This window comes from Streptomyces sp. TRM49041, assembly GCF_008271805.1.
Classification (GTDB): domain Bacteria; phylum Actinomycetota; class Actinomycetes; order Streptomycetales; family Streptomycetaceae; genus Streptomyces.
Map to the genome: position 1 here is coordinate 73,082 of NZ_VSRY01000065.1, position 15,535 is coordinate 88,616.

The window sequence follows — 15,535 nt, forward strand, 5'->3', positions numbered from 1 at the left end:
GCCCGGAGAAGGGGCGAGGAGGGGAGAGCGGCGCGTTGCTGTACCTGCTGGCCGCCCACGCGGGCGTCGCGCTGGTTCTCCCGTGGTGGGGCCGGCGGCTGGGGCGGGGCGTGTGGTTCCTGGCCGCGCTGGTGCCCCTGGCGACCGTCGCGTGGGCCGGTGCCCAGGCGGCCGGAGTCCTCGGCGGCGTACCGGTGCGGGAGTCGGTGCAGTGGGCCCCGACCCTCGGGCTGACGGTCGATCTGCGCCTGGACGCGCTCGCCCTGCTGATGCTGTGGATCGTCGGGGGAGTGGGGGCACTGGTTCTGCTCTACTCGCACCACTACGTGGTGGAGGACCACGCCCGGGAGGCCGCGCTCCTGGTGGCCTTCGCCGGGGCGATGTCCGGACTGGTCCTCGCGGACAACCTGTTCGTGCTCTACGTCTTCTGGGAACTGACGACCGTCGTGTCGTTCCTGCTCATCGCCGGCCGTGGCATGGAGCGGCCCCGCAGGTGGGCGGCTCGGCAGGCGCTCCTGGTGACCGCGGCGGGCGGTCTGGCGATGCTCCTGGGCTTCGTCCTGCTCGGCCAGGCCGCCGGCACGTACCGCATCTCCGCGATCCTGGCGGACCCGCCTCGGGGCGCCACCGTGGCCGCGGCGGTGGCTCTCGTCCTCGTCGGCGCCTTCGCCAAGTCGGCCCAGATGCCGCTGCACGGCTGGCTGCCCGCCGCGATGGTCGCGCCGACTCCGGTCAGCGCCTACCTGCACGCCGCCGCCATGGTCAAGGCCGGTGTCTACCTGGTCGCCAGGCTCGCGCCCGGACTGGCCGACGCCGGACCGTGGCGTCCCATGGTCCTCGCGGTCGGACTGACCACCATGGTCCTCGCGGCATGGCGCGCCCTCACCGAGACCGACCTCAAACGGCTGCTGGCCTACGGCACCGTGAGCGAGCTCGGCATGCTGATCGCCCTGCTCGGCGCCGGCACCCGCACGGCGGCCGTGGCCGGCACGGTGATGCTCGCCGCCCACGCCGCCTTCAAGGCCGCCCTCTTCCTCACCGTCGGAATCGTCGACCACCGGACCGGAACGCGTGACCTGCGCGAACTGTCCGGGCTCGGCCGCCGGGAGCCCGCCCTCTACGCGGTCGCCGCCCTGGCCGCGGCTTCCATGGCCGGGCTGCCGCCGCTGCTCGGGTACCTCGGCAAGGAGGCCGCCTACGAGGCGTTCCTGCACCCCCCGATGCCGGGCGGGGGGTGGCTCCTCATGGGCCTCGTCACCGGTTCCGTACTGACGGTGGCCTACTCGGCACGCTTCCTCGCCGGTGCGTTCGGCGGCGACCCGCCGGAAGGCGGCACGTCGCCCACGGCCGGGCGGCTCCCGCCCGGCTTCGTGGCACCCGCGGCCGCGCTGTCGGTGGCCGGTCTCGTGCTGGGCGTCTACTACCCGGCGATGGCGACCGTCGCGCGGGCGTACGCCGACGGTTACCCCACCGGACCGGACGGCGGGTACGACATCGCCCTGTGGCACGGCCTTACGCCCGTCCTCGGGCTGTCCGCCCTCACCGTCGCCGCCGGTGCGCTCGTGTACGCGGGGACGCGGGGCCGTCTCGGGGAAGCCGTCGGCCGGCTCCTCGCCCTTCCCGGCCGCGTCCGGGCCGAGAACGGGTTCGAGCGGGCCCGGAGCGCGCTCGACGCCGTCGCCCTCTGGCTGACCGGACGCACCCAGGTGGGCTCACTGCCGGTCTACCTGACGGTGATCCTCCTCACCCTGGCCTTCGTCCCCGGCACGGCCCTGGCCGCCATGGGGCCGTCCCTCGGCGGGCCACGGCTGTGGCGCTCGCTCATCGAGATCCCCCTGGCCCTCGGGGTGCTTGCCACGACCTTCGCGGTCGTCCGCACGCGTTACCGGCTGACCGGGGTCCTGATGGCCGGAGCGGTGGGTTACGGAGTCGCGGGACTCTTCCTGCTGCAGGGCGCCCCGGACCTGGCACTCACCCAGTTCCTCGTCGAGACCATGACCCTCGTCGTGATCGTGCTCGTGCTGCGCCGGATGCCCGCTCGGTTCACCCCGGGGCGTACGACCCGGCCCGTACGCCTGGCGCGCGCCACGGTGGCGGCTCTCGTCGGGGTGTTCGCCGCCACGCTCGCCCTGGTGACCACCTCCGTGGAACACCCGCCCGCGGTCTCGGTGGAGCAGCTGCGCCTCCTCCCCGAGACGGGAGCCCATAACGCGGTGAACGCGATCATCGTCGACTTCCGTGCCCTGGACACCATGGGGGAGATCGCGGTCCTGCTGGTGACGGCGATCGGGGTGGTCAGCCTCATCCGTGTGTGGACGGACGGCCGACCACGGACGCCGACGGAGCGAGAACGGGAACGGCAACGAGAACAGAAGCGAGAGCGGGAGCGGGAACGGGAGACCCCCACCCGTGCCGCGCACTGGGACGAGCCGCAGGAGAAGTGGCTGCCGGGAGCGGACGAACGCCCCGGGGAGGAACGGTCCGTGCTCCTGGAGGTCGTCACCAGGCTGCTCTTCCCGTCCGCGCTGGTTCTCGCCCTGTTCCTGCTGTTCTCCGGGCACGACCGGCCGGGCGGCGGCTTCGCCGGCGGACTGGTGGCCAGCCAGGCGCTCGTCCTGCGCTACCTGGTGGGCGGAAGGGCCGACCTCGGTGTGGCCATCCCCGTCGGGCCGGGCGCCGTCGCGGGTACCGGGTTCGCCGTCGCGGCGGGGACAGGGCTGCTGCCCGTGGCCTACGGCGAGGCGCCGCTCACCAGCACGGTGCTCACCACGCACCTACCGGTGGTCGGCACGGTGAAGTTCGCCACCAGCCTGTTCTTCGACATCGGCGTCTACCTGCTCGTCATCGGCGTCACGCTGAAACTTCTCTCCGGAGTCGGCGTGTCGCTCGCCAACGAGGACGGCGCCGACCGCGAACAGCGGGACGAGCCCGCGGCGGAGCACCGGCGGGAGGGCGCGTGACCACCCTCGACCTCACCATGGCCGTCGTCGTCGGCACGCTCTTCTCCGTCGGCTTCTACCTGATGCTGCAACGGTCGCTGATGCGTATCGTGCTCGGCTTCATCCTGCTGGGACACGGCACCAACCTGCTGCTGCTCGTGTCCGGCGGCGCGCCGGGAAAGCCGCCGATCATCACGGAGGGCGACACGGACGCGGCCGGGGTGGCCGACCCGCTGCCCCAGGCCATGGCCCTCACGTCGATCGTCATCACCTTCGGCCTGACGACGTTCCTGGTCGCGCTCGCCTACCGCTCCTGGCGGCTGTCCGGCCACGACGAGGTACGGGACGACGTGGAGGACCGGCGCATCGGCGAGGTCGGCGACCGGGCCGGGGAGAAGAAGCCGAAGGCGGGCCCAGGGGAGGAGCGATCATGAACACGCTGACCGCCCTTCCCGTACTCCTCCCGTTCATCGCCGCCGGCGTCTCCCTGTTCGGTCTGCCGCCATGGGCCGAACGGGCCGTCAGCACCACCACGCTGGCCGTCGTCCTCGCGGCGGCCACGGCTCTGCTCGCGCTCTCCCACGCCCGGGGTCCGCTCGTCGTCCACGTCGGCGGATGGCCGGCCCCCGCCGGTATCGCCCTGGTCGCCGACCGGCTGTCCACGCTGCTTCTCACGGTCTCGGCGCTGGTGGCCCTCGCGGTGCTGCTGTTCGCCATCGGACAGGGCACCGCCGAGGAGCGGCCCGGAGCGGCGGCCGTACTGCACCCCGCCTATCTCGTCCTCGTCAGCGGTGTGTCACTCGCCTATCTCTCGGGCGACCTGTTCAACCTCTTCGTGGCGTTCGAGGTGATGCTCGGGGCCTCCTACGTACTCATCACCCTGGACGCGCGGGAGTCCCGCACACGCGCAGGCATGACGTACACGATCGTCAGTCTGACCTCGTCGCTGCTCTTCCTCTCCGCCGTCGCGTTCACCTACGCCGCCACCGGCACTGTGACGCTGGCTCAGCTCACCGCACGCGTCGCCGCCCTCCCCGAGGGGCTGCGGACGGTGCTGGGACTTCTGCTGCTCACCGTCTTCGGCATCAAGGCGGCGCTCGTCCCGCTGCACTTCTGGCTGCCCGACAGCTATCCGACCGCGCCCGCGCCGATCACGGCCGTCTTCGCCGCCCTCCTCACCAAGGTGGGCCTTTACGCGCTGCTGCGTACCCAGACACTGATCTTCCCCCGCGACGGGGCGTGGGTCCTGCTGGCGGCGGTGGCCGTCACCACCATGCTGGTCGGCATCCTCGGGGCCATCGCGCAGGACGACATCCACCGGCTGCTCTCGTTCACGCTGGTGAGCCATATCGGGTTCATGCTGTTCGGGCTCGCCCTCTTCGACACCGCCGGGCTGACCGGGACGATCCTCTACATGGTTCACCACATCGTCGTCATGGCGGCGCTCTTCCTCACCGCCGGCCTGGTGGTCCGGCGGACCGGGACCGCGGCACTGCACCGGATGAAGGGCCTGGGAGCCCCCTCCACCCGGATCGCCGTCCTCTTCGCCCTTCCGGCCCTGAGTATCTCCGGTGTGCCGCCCTTCTCCGGATTCGTGGCGAAGGTCGCCCTGCTGCGGGCCGGGATCTCCGAGGCGGGGCCGACCGGGTACGCGCTCGCCGCGGCGGCCGTGTTCACCAGTCTGCTGACCCTCTACGCCATGGCGAAGGTGTGGAACGCGGCGTTCTGGGGCGAGCCCGACGAGGTCCGCGGTACCCCCGTGGCCGACTCCGGCGACTGGACCGGCCAGCCGCGAGGGACACGGCGGGGCGCTGTGCTGATGCTCGGCTCGACAGCCGCCATGGCGGTCACCGGTGTGCTGCTCGCGGTGTCCGCGGGCCCCCTCGCCCGGGTGGCGGAAGAAGCGGCCCAGGACCTCGTCCATCCCCAGCCCTACCGGTCCGCCGTGCTCACCGAGGAGGAACCATGAGTTCTGCCGCGCGCAGTCTCACCGTCGGCCACGCCCCCACGATCGGCTGGCTGTGGCTGCTGTGGGTGCTGCTGTGGGGCTCCCTCAGCGCCCCGGTCCTGATCAGCGGCATCGCCGTGGCGGTCGGGGTGGTCGTGATGTTCCCGCTGCCCCCGCTGGCGTCCCATGTAGCCCTGCGTCCCGTACGATCCGTGCGGCTCGTCGGTCTCCTCGTGGCCGACGTCCTCGCCTCGGCCGTCACGGTCGGCTGGGAAGCCGTCCGCCACGGCCCCAAGACCTCCGCCGCCGTCATCGAGGTCCCGCTCCGTGCCGACACGGACCTGATGGTGACCGCGGTGGCCAACCTGACGACGCTGACCCCCGGGACGCTCGTCCTGGAGATCGACCGCCGCCGCCGGCTGCTGTACGTCCACGCCCTCCCGGTCCGAGACCGCGCGGACGTCGAGCACCGCCGGCGCGAGGTGCAGTCGGCCGACCGGCGCGTCGTGGCGGCGCTCGCCACCGGCCCGCCCGCACCGAACGACGGCCGGCGCGAGGAGGACGCCCGGCGTGAGGAGGACGGCCGATGACCGTCGTACTGCACCTGTGCCTGGCCATGGTGGCGACGGCCGCCCTGCTGACCCTGCTGCGTCTTCTCCGGGGCCCCGCCGCCCTGGACCGGATCGTCGCCCTGGACGTAATCGTTACGATGATCATCGCCGGGGCCGCGGTGCACATGGCGCTGCACGGCGAGGCGACCCTGCTGCCCGTCCTGCTCGTCCTGTCCCTGCTCGTCTTCATCGGATCGGTGACCGCGGCGCACCTGGTCGAGAGGCGGGAGGGCATGCGGTGAACATCCTGCGCGATGTCGCGGCGGCGGCTCTGATTCTGGCCGGCAGCGGCTTCTGCCTGCTCGCCGCACTGGGGCTGCTGCGCTTCCCGGACACGGTGACCCGCCTGCACGCCTCGGCCAAGGCCCAGTCCGCGGGGCTGCTCCTCGTACTCGTCGGCGCGAGTGTGCGCATGCCGGTGGCCGTCGCCCCGACACTGCTGCTGATCGCGCTGTTCCAGCTGGTCACGGCGCCGGTGACGGGCCAGATCGTCGGGCGCGTCGCCTATCGCACCCGCTCCGTCGACCGGCGGATCCTGGTGCGCGACGAGCTCAGGGAGCGGCTGTTCCCGCAGGACACATCGGGTGGCGGCACGGAGACACCGTCCGAGGACGACGGTCGTTAGGGCCTCGCCTTCCCGCGTGCGGAGGCCACTCGGGTGGTGGGGCCCGGCGGCCCGTTCCGCCGGGCGGACGGCATGGAATCGATGATCTACGGCTGCCGAGCCCGCAATCGAGCTGTCCAGACACGACGAGGAGCACACTGATCATGGCGCATGGCGGAAATGTCATCCAGGAACTGACCGCGGACCACCGTGAGGTGGAGAACCTCTTCGGGCGGATCCGGTCGATGCCCGAAGGAGATGCCGGCCGTCGCGAGGTGGCCGACCAGCTCACCATGGAGCTGGTCCGGCACATGGTCGCCGAGGAGGAGTACCTGTACCCCTCGGTGCGCCGGTACGTCGACGGCGGGGACGACCTCGCCGACAAGGAGATCGCCGACCACGGCGAAATGGAGCGCATGCTCAAGGAACTGGAGGCGTGCGAGCCAGGCGACCGCCGGTTCGACGGCCTGATCTCCCGGCTGGAGACGGCCGTCACCACGCACGTCAACGACGAGGAGAGCCGTCTGTTCCCGCTCCTCGCCGAGTCCTGCCCCGCCGGAACCCTGGACGAGCTGGGCGACAAGGTGCGCTTCGCCAAGAAGACGGCCCCCACCCGCCCCCACCCCGCGGCCCCCGACACGCCGCCCGCCGACAAGCTCCTCGCCCCGGGGATCGGCATGGTGGACCGGTTCCGGGACATGCTCAGCGGCCGCGGCCGGGGCTGAACCCGAGGGAGGGACCGCCGACGGCTAGGTCGTGTCCGGCGGAGCATGCCTGGGCCGCGGGGTCTGGCACGCGCATCTGCGGCGTTGTCGTCGGTTGTCGACTCCCCCAAGCTCTCGACTCCGCTCGAGCAGGGGGGAGCCCCACGCATCGACACCCTCCTCCGCCTTGCACCTGCACGCACCAGACCCCGCTCACCAGCAGGACAAGGGCGCCCGGCTCGGATGTCGGCATGATCCGCCGGACACTCCCTAAGTGGCGCGGATCACCGGCACCCGGCGCGGTGCCCGGAACGAGAGCAGGCCCAGCATGTCGGGCCTGCCGTCGTCGAGGAGCCGTACGCCGGGCAGGACCCGGGCCGCCGTCCGCAGAGCGATCTCCGCCTCGGTGCGCGCCAGGAGAGCTCCCGGGCACCGGTGCCGTCCGGCGCCGAAGGAGAGATGGCGGCGGGTGTTCTCCCGGTGCGGGCAGAGCCGCTCCGGCTCGGGGAAGACCGACGGGTCGGATCCCGTACCCATCAGCATCAGCAGCAGCTCCGCCCCGGCCGGCACCGGGACACCGGACAGTTCCGTGTCGTGCGCCGCCACCCGCCGCCATGTGGTGACGGGCGGCTCGCGGCGCAGCACCTCGTCCACCCAGGTACGCGCGAAATCGTCGTCCTGGGAGGCCCGCGCCCATGCCGAGGGGTCGGCGCAGGTGGTCCGCAGGACCGTGGAGATCAGCTGGCCGGTGGTCGACTGCCCGGCGATGAAGACGAAGAAGCAGACCGCCACCGCGGTCGGCACGTCCAGCGCCGAACCGTCCGGCAGCCGATGGCTCCGCAGACTGCCGATCAGGCCCTCCGCGCCGGCGCCGTCGGTGACCTGCGAGGTCAGCCACCGGTGGAAGTCGCCGACCAGCCCGGCCAGCACGACCTGGCGCTCCGCGCCGGGCCTTCCGTAGAACAGCTCCAGTGCGGCGTCGCTCCACTCGACCAGGGTGTCCGGGGCGATCCCCTCGACGCCCAGCAGCCGCATCATCACCCGGCACGGCAGGAGCCGGGCGAAGTCGGCGGTGAGGTCGTACGTGCCCGTCGCGTCCAGCTCGTCACCGGCGCCCGCCAGCAGCTCCCGCGCCGTCCGCTCGACGAGCGGGACCGAGGCGGTCACCTGCGCGGCGCTGAAGAACCGCGTGACGAGACGGCGCAGACCCGCGTGTGACGGACCGCCGTTGTTGGCGAGGGCCGGCGGCAGGCCGAAGCCCGCCCTGGCGAGCACCCGGAGCGCCGGGACGGGCAGCCGCGTCACGGCGTGCTGCGCGTTGTCGGGCAGGAAGCCGGCCGGGTCGAGCAGGACCCGCTCGACGTCCTCGTAGCGGCTGACCAGCCACAGCCCTGTCGCGGGATCGTGGTGGGCCGGCGAGGACCGCCGCAGCGCGGCGAACACCGGATACGGGTCGGCGACGAATCCCTCGCCGAACAGGTCGAGGCCCGCCAGAGCGTCCTCGTCCGTCACCGGGACCGTCCCGCCTGCCATGAAGCCCTCCCCGCGGCGGCGCAAGCCGTTCCCGCACACCGAATCCGACCCGGCCAGTATGCACACGGCCGCGCGCGGCCCGGCCGCCGGGCAGGCGGAAGGGCACCGGCGGGCTCCTGCGACGGGTGTGCCCCACGGCGGGCAGGGCCGTTCGGCGCGGGTGCGGGGGTCACCCCGCACGGCGAGCGAGGAGCGTCCGCCTCGATGCCCACTTCCGGTTCCGGCGCCCGGCCGCCGACGATCGCCGGTGCGTTCGAGCGGCATCGCCGACGCGAGTACGAGCACCGGCAGCAGGCCCCGCGTGACGGGCGACGTACCTCCCGGCGGCAGCCGGCGTCTCGGTGGACTCCCGTCCGGCCCGCGTACCCGTCCGTGTCCCGGTCCGTGTCGGTGCGGAACAGACCGACAGAGTACGCGGCGTATCGTCCGGGGCGCGGTGGTCCCCCGAAGGTGAGGCGGCTGTTGCTCACCTCCGACACCCGTCTGCCACCCGCGCCGGAGGTCTTCCGCCCGCACTACTGGCCCAGGCCGAACAGGGCGCGCACGCGGCGCGCACGCGGCGCCTCATCGGCGGACAAGGCGACAACGACGGTCCGGAGCCTCACGGGTGGGACACGACCGCCCCCGGCGGGCTGCGATCGCTGAACCCGGGCTCCCCGACCGACCGGAGGCGCGAGCCGCACCACACCCGCATGACAGCCGTCCCGGCGGACGGACAGCTGCGCGAGGTCCGACTCGCCCGGCCGCCGCCCGCTGACCCGCACCGGCCCGGCCGCCGCTACAGGACCCCGGGCACCCGCGCGGCGGACAGCGGCTGTTCGGTCCAGATGGTCTTGCCGTCGCGCTTGTAACGGGTGCCCCACCGCTCGGTGAGCTGGGCCACCAGGAAGAGACCGCGACCGCCCTCGTCGGTGGTGCGGGCCCGGCGCAGGTGCGGTGAGGTGCTGCTGGTGTCGGACACCTCGCAGATGAGGCGGCGGTCACGGATGAGTCGCAGGGTGATCGGCCCCTCCCCGTACCGGTAGGCGTTGGTGACCAGCTCGCTGACGATCAGCTCGGTGGTGAACGCCATCTCCTCCAGGCCCCACTCGGTCAGCTGGGACGCCGTCAGCGTACGGGCGTCGGCGGCCGCTGTGGCCTCGACGGGCAGCTCCCATGTGACGACCTTCTCCGCCGCCAGGACCCGGGTGCGGGCGACGAGCAGCGCCACGTCGTCGGCGACCTCGTCGGTGGCGCGGTCGCGCAGCAGCGTGCCCTCCACCACCGCGCAGGTCTCCTCCAGCGACCGGGTGGGCACGGTCAGCGCCTCGCACAGGTCCGCCAGGCTCTGCTCGACGTCCCGCTTGCGGGCCTGGATGAGGCCGTCGGTGTACAGGGCCAGCAGGCTGCCCTCGTCCAGCGTCAGTTCGGCGGACTCGAACGGCAGCCCGCCGAGGCCCAGCGGCGGACCGGCGGGCAGTTCGAGGACCCGCACCCGCCCGTCCGGGGTCACCACCGCGGGCGGTGGGTGACCGGCGCGGGCGAGCGCGCAGCTCCGGGAGACCGGGTCGTACACGGCGTACAGACAGGTGGCGCCCACGACCTGGGGGGAGTGCTCGTCGGTCGGCTCCTGCTCGGTGGCCAGCCGGTCCACGAGATCGTCGAGATGGGAGAGGACCTCGTCCGGCGTCAGATCGAGGTTCGCCAGGGTGTGTACGGCGGTCCGCAGTCGCCCCATCATGGCCGCCGCGTGGATGCCGTGGCCGACCACGTCGCCGACGACCAGGGCGACGCGAAGCCCGGACAGCGGGATGACGTCGAACCAGTCACCCCCGACGCCGGACGCGGCGTCGGCCGGCAGATAGCGGTGGGCGACCTCGACCGCCGGATGCCCCGGAACCTCGTGCGGCAGCAGGCTGTGCTGCAGGGTGAGCGCCGCCTCGTGCTGCTGGGTGTAACGCCGGGCGTTGTCGATGCAGAGGGCGGCCCGCGAGGCGAACTCCTCGGCGACCTTGAGGTCGTCCTCCTCGAACGGCTCCAGCCGGCGCGGCCGCCACAGACTGAGCAGCCCGAGTACGAGCCCCCGCGCGACCAGCGGCACCACCATCAGCGAGTGGGTGCCCAGGTGCAGGGCGCGTTCCGTCCGCTCCGGGTCCAGGAACCACCCGGCGGTCTCCCCCAGCCGGCCGTCCAGGAGGGGACGCCGCTCGGCCAGACACCGTGCCTGCAGGCTTTCGGCCGGGACGTGGATCGTATGGCCCACCGGGTACATCACGTCCGCCCCTTCGGCCTCGTCCGGCAGGGGGCCGCGGACCGCCGTCCGGCAGAGCGGCCCCGGCATCTCCTGCACCGGCTCCGCACCTCGGATCACCGGCGCCAGCAGGTCCACGGAGACGTAGTCGGCGAGTTCCGGCGCAGCCACCTCGGCCAGCTCCCGTGCGGTCCTCGCCACGTCCAGCGTGGTCCCGATGCGCGCACCGGCCTCGTTGAGGAGGGCGAGGCGACGGCGGGCCTTGTAACGCTCGGTCACGTCCTCGATGGTCTGGGTCACACCGAGGATTCGCCCGGACGGGTCCTCCATCCGGAAACCCGACACCGACACGACCAGCTCACGGCCCGGGTCCCGGTTCAGCCGGCAGGGAAGCTCGGTGGCGATCGAGGACCGGCCCGTCTCCAGTACGTCCCGCAGCTGGCGCTCCACGGTGTCGGTGTCCAGCTGGATCAGGAAGTCCCCGGTGTGCAGCCCCCGGTGCTGCTCGACCGGCATGTGGGTGAACTTCGTGATCGCCCGGTTCACCCGCAGGATGCTCAGGTCCGGGGCGTGCACGGCCAGACCGATGGGGGAGCGGCGGAACAGCCCGTCCAGGACCGACCGGTCCGTCTCCCACTGGATCACCTCGTCGGCGGGCGAGCAGACGCAGAACCACTCACTGGGGGAGCCATCGCCCCTCGTGATCTCCCGGATCCGGCACCCCAGCTCCACCCGTCGCCCGTCCCGGTCCCGTACGGGCACGACTCCGAACCATCCCCCGTCGCGTACGCAGACCGCCGCCGCGTCCACGACGACGTCATGGTCCCGGGGGTCGACGAGAAGCCCGACCGCCAGCCGGCCGAGCGCCTCCTCGGCCGCGTATCCGAGCAGCGCTTCGGCCCGCATGCTCCAGCCGACGATCCGCCCCCGGCCGTCCAGCACCGCCGAGGCCGCGCGGCGCACCGCGAACGGGTCCTCCGGGCCTTCGCTGAGCTTCGTCACCGGTGTGTCCATCCCTACGCTCCTTGCACCTTCGGGGCGGGACGTGGAGTTCTGGCGAGGAGCAGGGCTACGTCGTCCTGCGCCGTGGCGGGCAGCAGCCGGCTGAGGATGCGGTCACAGATGTCCTCCAACGGGTGGTCGAGCCTCCGCAGCGCCTGGGCGAGCTGGTGCAGGCCGTGGTCGAGGTCCCGGTCGCGGGCCTCTATGAGACCGTCGGTGTACAGCACCAGCAGACTTCCGGGGGGCAGGGGCACCCGCTCGGTCCGGAAGTCGTCTCCGTCCGCTCCCAAGGGCGTACCCGAGTGGCCGTCGAGGAACACGACCCTCCCCCCGGGACCGGCCACGGCCGGCGGCGGATGCCCGGCCCTGGCGACCAGGCAGCCGCCGACGGCCGGGTCGTGGACCGCGTAGACACACGTCGCCATCTCGTCCTCACCCAGGTCCGCGACGGCGGCGTCCAGGTGACGCATCAGCCGGTCCGGCGGGATGTCCTGGCGCGCCAGCGTGCGCACCGCCGTACGCAGCTGGCCCATGACGGCGGCGGCGTGGATGCCGTGCCCCATGACGTCCCCGATGACCAGCCCGGTCCTGCTACCGGGCAGGGCGATGACGTCGAACCAGTCACCGCCGACCTCGTGGTCGCTGGCCGGGAGGTAGCGCCCGGTCAGTTCGAGGCCGGTCACCTCCGGCAGGGCGGTGCTCGTCAGGCTGCGCTGCAGGGTGAGGGCCGCCTTCCGCTGGCTGGTGTACATACGCGCGTTGTCGATGTTCAGGGCCGCCCTGGCGACCAGCTCGTCGATCAGCACGAGGTCCTGCTCGTCGAACCGCTCACGGTCGCGGACCCGTGTCACCACCACGGCGCCCAGTACCTTGCCCCGGGCGACCAGCGGGACGAGCCGCGAGGAGCCCACACGGGTGCTGAGGTACGTACGCAGCCGCTCGGCCCGGGGATCGTCGATCAGCGCCGGGACGTCGGCCCGGTAGAGGTTCATGGGCCGCCCCTCGGCGATGACCTGCTCGTACACCGAGCCGAGCGGGACCTGGAAGGTCAGCCCCACCGCCAGGTCCTCGACGGGCGCCGCGGGATCGGGGAACGCGGCCGCCACCCGGCGCACCACACCCTGGGTGGACGCGGCGGCCTCATCCGGTTCGAGCACCTCCTCCAGCAGCTGCACGTCCGCCGAGTCGGCCAGCTGGGGGACCAGCACCTCCACCACCTCCTCGGCGGTACGGCGCAGATCCAGGGTGGTCCCGATACGTGTACCGGCCTCGGCCAGCAGGGCGAAGCGGTGCCGCGCCCGCTCCGCCTCGACCTGCGCCTGCTGCCCCTCGGTGATGTCGATCAGCGAAGCGATCAATCCCAGCCGCCGGCCGGCGTTGTCGACCAGCGGGGCGTACGAGCACGACCAGATCCGGTCGTGTTCGGGATCCGCGGCGGTCCGGCCGGTGCGGCGGACGTCGACGACCGCCTCACCCCGGTCGAGGACCTGCCGCATCACCGTCTCCAGCGCCGCGGCGTTGACCCCCGGCGCGACCTCGGCCGGCCGCTTGCCGATGTGCTCGGCCGCGGACACCCCGTTCATCCGCGCCAGCGCGTCGTTCACGCGCACAAAGCGCAGATCGGGGCCGAGTACGGCCAGCCCGATCGGAGACTGGGTGAAGAGCCCTTCCAGAGCCGCCGACGAGTCCCGCATGGCCAGGACCGCGGAGGTCTCCACGGCGATGGTCAGGATGCCCGTCCCGCCCTGCGGATCGGCGACGGGACAGATCCACATCTCCATCCGCACGTGATGCCCGTCGCGGTGCCGCACGGGCAGCGTTCCGGCAACCGCCTCACCCGCCAGCACCCTCCGCGTCAGCCGGCCGGCCGGCTCCCGGTCGGTCTCCGGGAGCAGCACCTGGGCCGCGTCCCGCCCCAGCAGCTGCTCCGGACGGTGGCCGAGGAGCTCCTGCGCCGCGAGGGACCACTCGACGATGCGCCCCCGTGCGTCGGTCCTCCAGAGCGCGATCGGAAGGAGGCCGCGGAGCACACCCGCGTATCCCACCGCCGACGGGGGTGGACCCGGCACCTCATCTGGCGACTCGTGTGCGTCCACGCAGCGACCTAACCCCGGGGCGTGGCTCCTCGCGACCACTCCCCGGCGATCTTTCGACCGAGGGCCGCCGACGCGTCATCGGCAGCGTCCCCGGATACTGGGATAATCGTATCCGAGCCTGCGTCACACCACCTGGAAGCGCATCATGGAGCTGTGCGGACCGAGGCCCGGACGCGAACCGGCGGGCCGTACGGGCGGAGGACCGGTGCCGTGGATCTCACCGACTGGCTCCTGACGCCCGGGGAGCGCGGGAACGCCGCGACTCGCCTGGACAGCCGTCGGCCGGACGGAACAGCGTGGTCGGCCGGGAACGACGTGCGGCCGCTGGTCCACGGCGCCAGGTACTTCCGGGAACTCCTCGCCGCCATCCGCGCGCAGCGGGCCGGCGACCTGCTCCTGTTCACCGACTGGCGCGGCGATCCCGACGAGCGGCTCGGCGGCGACGACGGCAGCGAGGTCGGCCAGGTCCTGGGCGAGGCGGCCGAGCGCGGTGTGATCGTCAAAGGGCTGGTCTGGCGCTCGCATCTCGACCGCTTCCACTTCAGCCAGGAGCAGAACCGGCACCTCGGCGAGGAGATCGAGGCCGCGGGCGGCGAGTGCCTCCTCGACATGCGGGTACGCCCGGGCGGCTCCCACCACCAGAAGCTCGTCGTGCTCCGGCACCCCGGCAGGCCCGAGCGGGACATCGCGTTCGCCGGCGGAATCGACCTGTGCCACAGCCGCCACGACACCGCCGCCCACCTCGGTGACCCGCAGCCGGTGCCCTTCGCCGCCGAGTACGGACCGCGTCCGCCCTGGCACGACGTCCAGCTCGCGATCCGCGGACCGGCCGTCGGCGACATCGAGGCCACCTTCCGCGAGCGCTGGGACGACCCGGCCCCGCTGAGCCGCAGCCCCGTGACCCGGCTGCGCGGGCTCATGCACGGCGAGGACACCCACGCGAACCCACTGCCGCCCCAGCTGCCGGACCCGCCGCCCGCCGGTACGCACACCGTGCAGGTGCTGCGCACCTACCCCAACCGCCTCGGGAATGGTTACGGGTTCGCCCACGACGGGGAGCGGAGCGTCGCGCGCGGCTATCTGAAAGCGCTCCGGCGCGCCAGGGCGCTCATCTATCTGGAGGACCAGTACCTGTGGTCGCCGCATGTGATGGAGTCCTTCGCCGAGGCGCTGGCCGCAAACCGGGACCTGCGCCTGATCGCGGTCATTCCGTCCGTCCCCGAGTGGACCGGCCGGTTCACCCTGCCGATGCACCTGGTCGGCAGGATCGCCGCCCTGGAGAAGCTGCGCGCCGGGGGCGGCGGGCGCGTGGCGGTGTACGGACTGGAGAACCACGCCGTGACCCCGGTGTACGTGCATGCCAAGGTGTGCGTGATCGACGACGTATGGGCCTCCGTCGGATCCGACAACATCAACCTCCGCTCCTGGACGCACGACTCGGAACTCGCCTGCGCCGTCCTGGACGAGCGCCCCGACCCGCGCGAGCCCCGCGACCCCGGCGGGCTCGGCGACGGCGCACGCGTATACGCGAGGGACCTACGGCTCGGGCTCTCCCGTGAACACCTGGACACGGACCCGCCCGAGCACCCGCGGGCGCCCGACGGCCTCTGCGACCCGGTGACGGCCTTCGACGCCTTCGCGGCGTGCGCGGCGGCCCTCGACGCCTGGCACGAGAGCGGTCACCGCGGCCCCAGGCCACCCGGGCGGCTGCGCGCCTACCGCCCGCCGGACCTGTCCCCCATGGCGAAGAGGCTCTCCCTGCCCCTGTACCGCCTTCTCGTCGACCCGGACGGCCGACCGTTCAGCCTGCGGCACCACAACACGTACTGATATGCGGGTTGCGCACCGTTGTTGCGGGGCACGACTGT

Annotated in this window: 11 protein-coding genes and 1 pseudogene; 9 read left to right on the forward strand and 3 right to left on the reverse strand. The window is 72.8% G+C overall.

Translation table 11 applies throughout. The annotated features are described in order from the left end of the window. The first annotated feature begins 35 nt into the window (after window positions 1–35). From FVS66_RS04810 to FVS66_RS04840, 7 genes are all read left to right on the forward strand, one after another. Window positions 36–2,960, forward strand: a complete 2,925-nt coding sequence (locus FVS66_RS04810) for a Na+/H+ antiporter subunit A (protein ID WP_149179726.1) — start codon at window positions 36–38, stop codon at window positions 2,958–2,960. After that, window positions 2,957–3,373: a Na(+)/H(+) antiporter subunit C gene (locus FVS66_RS04815; protein ID WP_222946894.1), complete on the forward strand. Its 417-nt coding sequence runs from the start codon at window positions 2,957–2,959 to the stop codon at window positions 3,371–3,373. The genes FVS66_RS04810 and FVS66_RS04815 overlap by 4 nt, the downstream gene beginning before the upstream one ends. Beyond that, window positions 3,370–4,908, forward strand: coding sequence for a Na+/H+ antiporter subunit D (locus tag FVS66_RS04820; protein WP_187645384.1), 1,539 nt, complete (start codon window positions 3,370–3,372; stop codon window positions 4,906–4,908). The genes FVS66_RS04815 and FVS66_RS04820 overlap by 4 nt, the downstream gene beginning before the upstream one ends. Further along, window positions 4,905–5,477 carry a Na+/H+ antiporter subunit E gene (locus FVS66_RS04825; protein WP_149179728.1) on the forward strand — a complete coding sequence of 191 codons (573 nt, stop codon included), beginning with the start codon at window positions 4,905–4,907 and terminating at the stop codon, window positions 5,475–5,477. Before FVS66_RS04820 ends, FVS66_RS04825 begins: the two co-directional genes overlap by 4 nt. Next, the gene (locus FVS66_RS04830) at window positions 5,474–5,740 is read left to right on the forward strand and encodes a monovalent cation/H+ antiporter complex subunit F (RefSeq protein ID WP_149179729.1); all 267 of its coding nucleotides are present in this window, start codon (window positions 5,474–5,476) and stop codon (window positions 5,738–5,740) included. Before FVS66_RS04825 ends, FVS66_RS04830 begins: the two co-directional genes overlap by 4 nt. Next, entirely contained in the window at window positions 5,737–6,123 is a 387-nt protein-coding gene (gene mnhG, locus FVS66_RS04835) for a monovalent cation/H(+) antiporter subunit G (protein ID WP_149179730.1), read from the forward strand. The genes FVS66_RS04830 and mnhG overlap by 4 nt, the downstream gene beginning before the upstream one ends. A 143-nt stretch (window positions 6,124–6,266) precedes the next feature. Continuing rightward, a complete protein-coding gene (locus tag FVS66_RS04840; protein WP_149179731.1) occupies window positions 6,267–6,827 on the forward strand; it encodes a hemerythrin domain-containing protein in 561 nt (186 codons plus the stop codon). 249 nt (window positions 6,828–7,076) lie between these two features. On the opposite strand, the gene FVS66_RS04845 is transcribed toward FVS66_RS04840, so the two are convergent. After that, window positions 7,077–8,339 (reverse strand): cytochrome P450, encoded by a 1,263-nt coding sequence (locus tag FVS66_RS04845; RefSeq protein ID WP_149179732.1) that lies wholly within the window; start codon window positions 8,337–8,339, stop codon window positions 7,077–7,079. A 450-nt stretch (window positions 8,340–8,789) separates the two neighbouring features. Between FVS66_RS04845 and FVS66_RS36735 the strand changes: the two are divergent. Then, window positions 8,790–9,094 (forward strand): annotated as a pseudogene (locus tag FVS66_RS36735) (YfcE family phosphodiesterase); the annotation flags it as partial. Window positions 9,095–9,117: 23 nt separating this feature from the next. On the opposite strand, the gene FVS66_RS04855 reads toward FVS66_RS36735, so the two are convergent. Further along, window positions 9,118–11,583, reverse strand: coding sequence for a SpoIIE family protein phosphatase (locus FVS66_RS04855; RefSeq protein WP_149179733.1), 2,466 nt, complete (start codon window positions 11,581–11,583; stop codon window positions 9,118–9,120). 2 nt (window positions 11,584–11,585) lie between these two features. Continuing rightward, the gene (locus FVS66_RS04860; protein WP_149179734.1) at window positions 11,586–13,667 is read right to left on the reverse strand and encodes a SpoIIE family protein phosphatase; all 2,082 of its coding nucleotides are present in this window, start codon (window positions 13,665–13,667) and stop codon (window positions 11,586–11,588) included. Between the two features lie 210 nt (window positions 13,668–13,877). Here FVS66_RS04860 and FVS66_RS04865 point away from each other — a divergent pair, with 210 nt between their 5' ends. Beyond that, window positions 13,878–15,497: a phospholipase D-like domain-containing protein gene (locus FVS66_RS04865; RefSeq protein ID WP_149179735.1), complete on the forward strand. Its 1,620-nt coding sequence runs from the start codon at window positions 13,878–13,880 to the stop codon at window positions 15,495–15,497. The last annotated feature ends 38 nt before the right edge of the window (window positions 15,498–15,535 follow it).

What these genes read in the sequence shown, in the direction of transcription:
- FVS66_RS04820 (WP_187645384.1), top strand. Translation starts at nt 3,370, where the DNA reads ATGAACACGCTGACCGCCCTTCCCGTACTCCTCCCGTTCATCGCCGCC.
- FVS66_RS04825 (WP_149179728.1), top strand. Translation starts at nt 4,905, where the DNA reads ATGAGTTCTGCCGCGCGCAGTCTCACCGTCGGCCACGCCCCCACGATC.
- FVS66_RS04830 (WP_149179729.1), top strand. Translation starts at nt 5,474, where the DNA reads ATGACCGTCGTACTGCACCTGTGCCTGGCCATGGTGGCGACGGCCGCC.
- FVS66_RS04840 (WP_149179731.1), top strand. Translation starts at nt 6,267, where the DNA reads ATGGCGCATGGCGGAAATGTCATCCAGGAACTGACCGCGGACCACCGT.
- FVS66_RS04845 (WP_149179732.1), bottom strand. Translation starts at nt 8,339, where the DNA reads ATGGCAGGCGGGACGGTCCCGGTGACGGACGAGGACGCTCTGGCGGGC.
- FVS66_RS04855 (WP_149179733.1), bottom strand. Translation starts at nt 11,583, where the DNA reads ATGGACACACCGGTGACGAAGCTCAGCGAAGGCCCGGAGGACCCGTTC.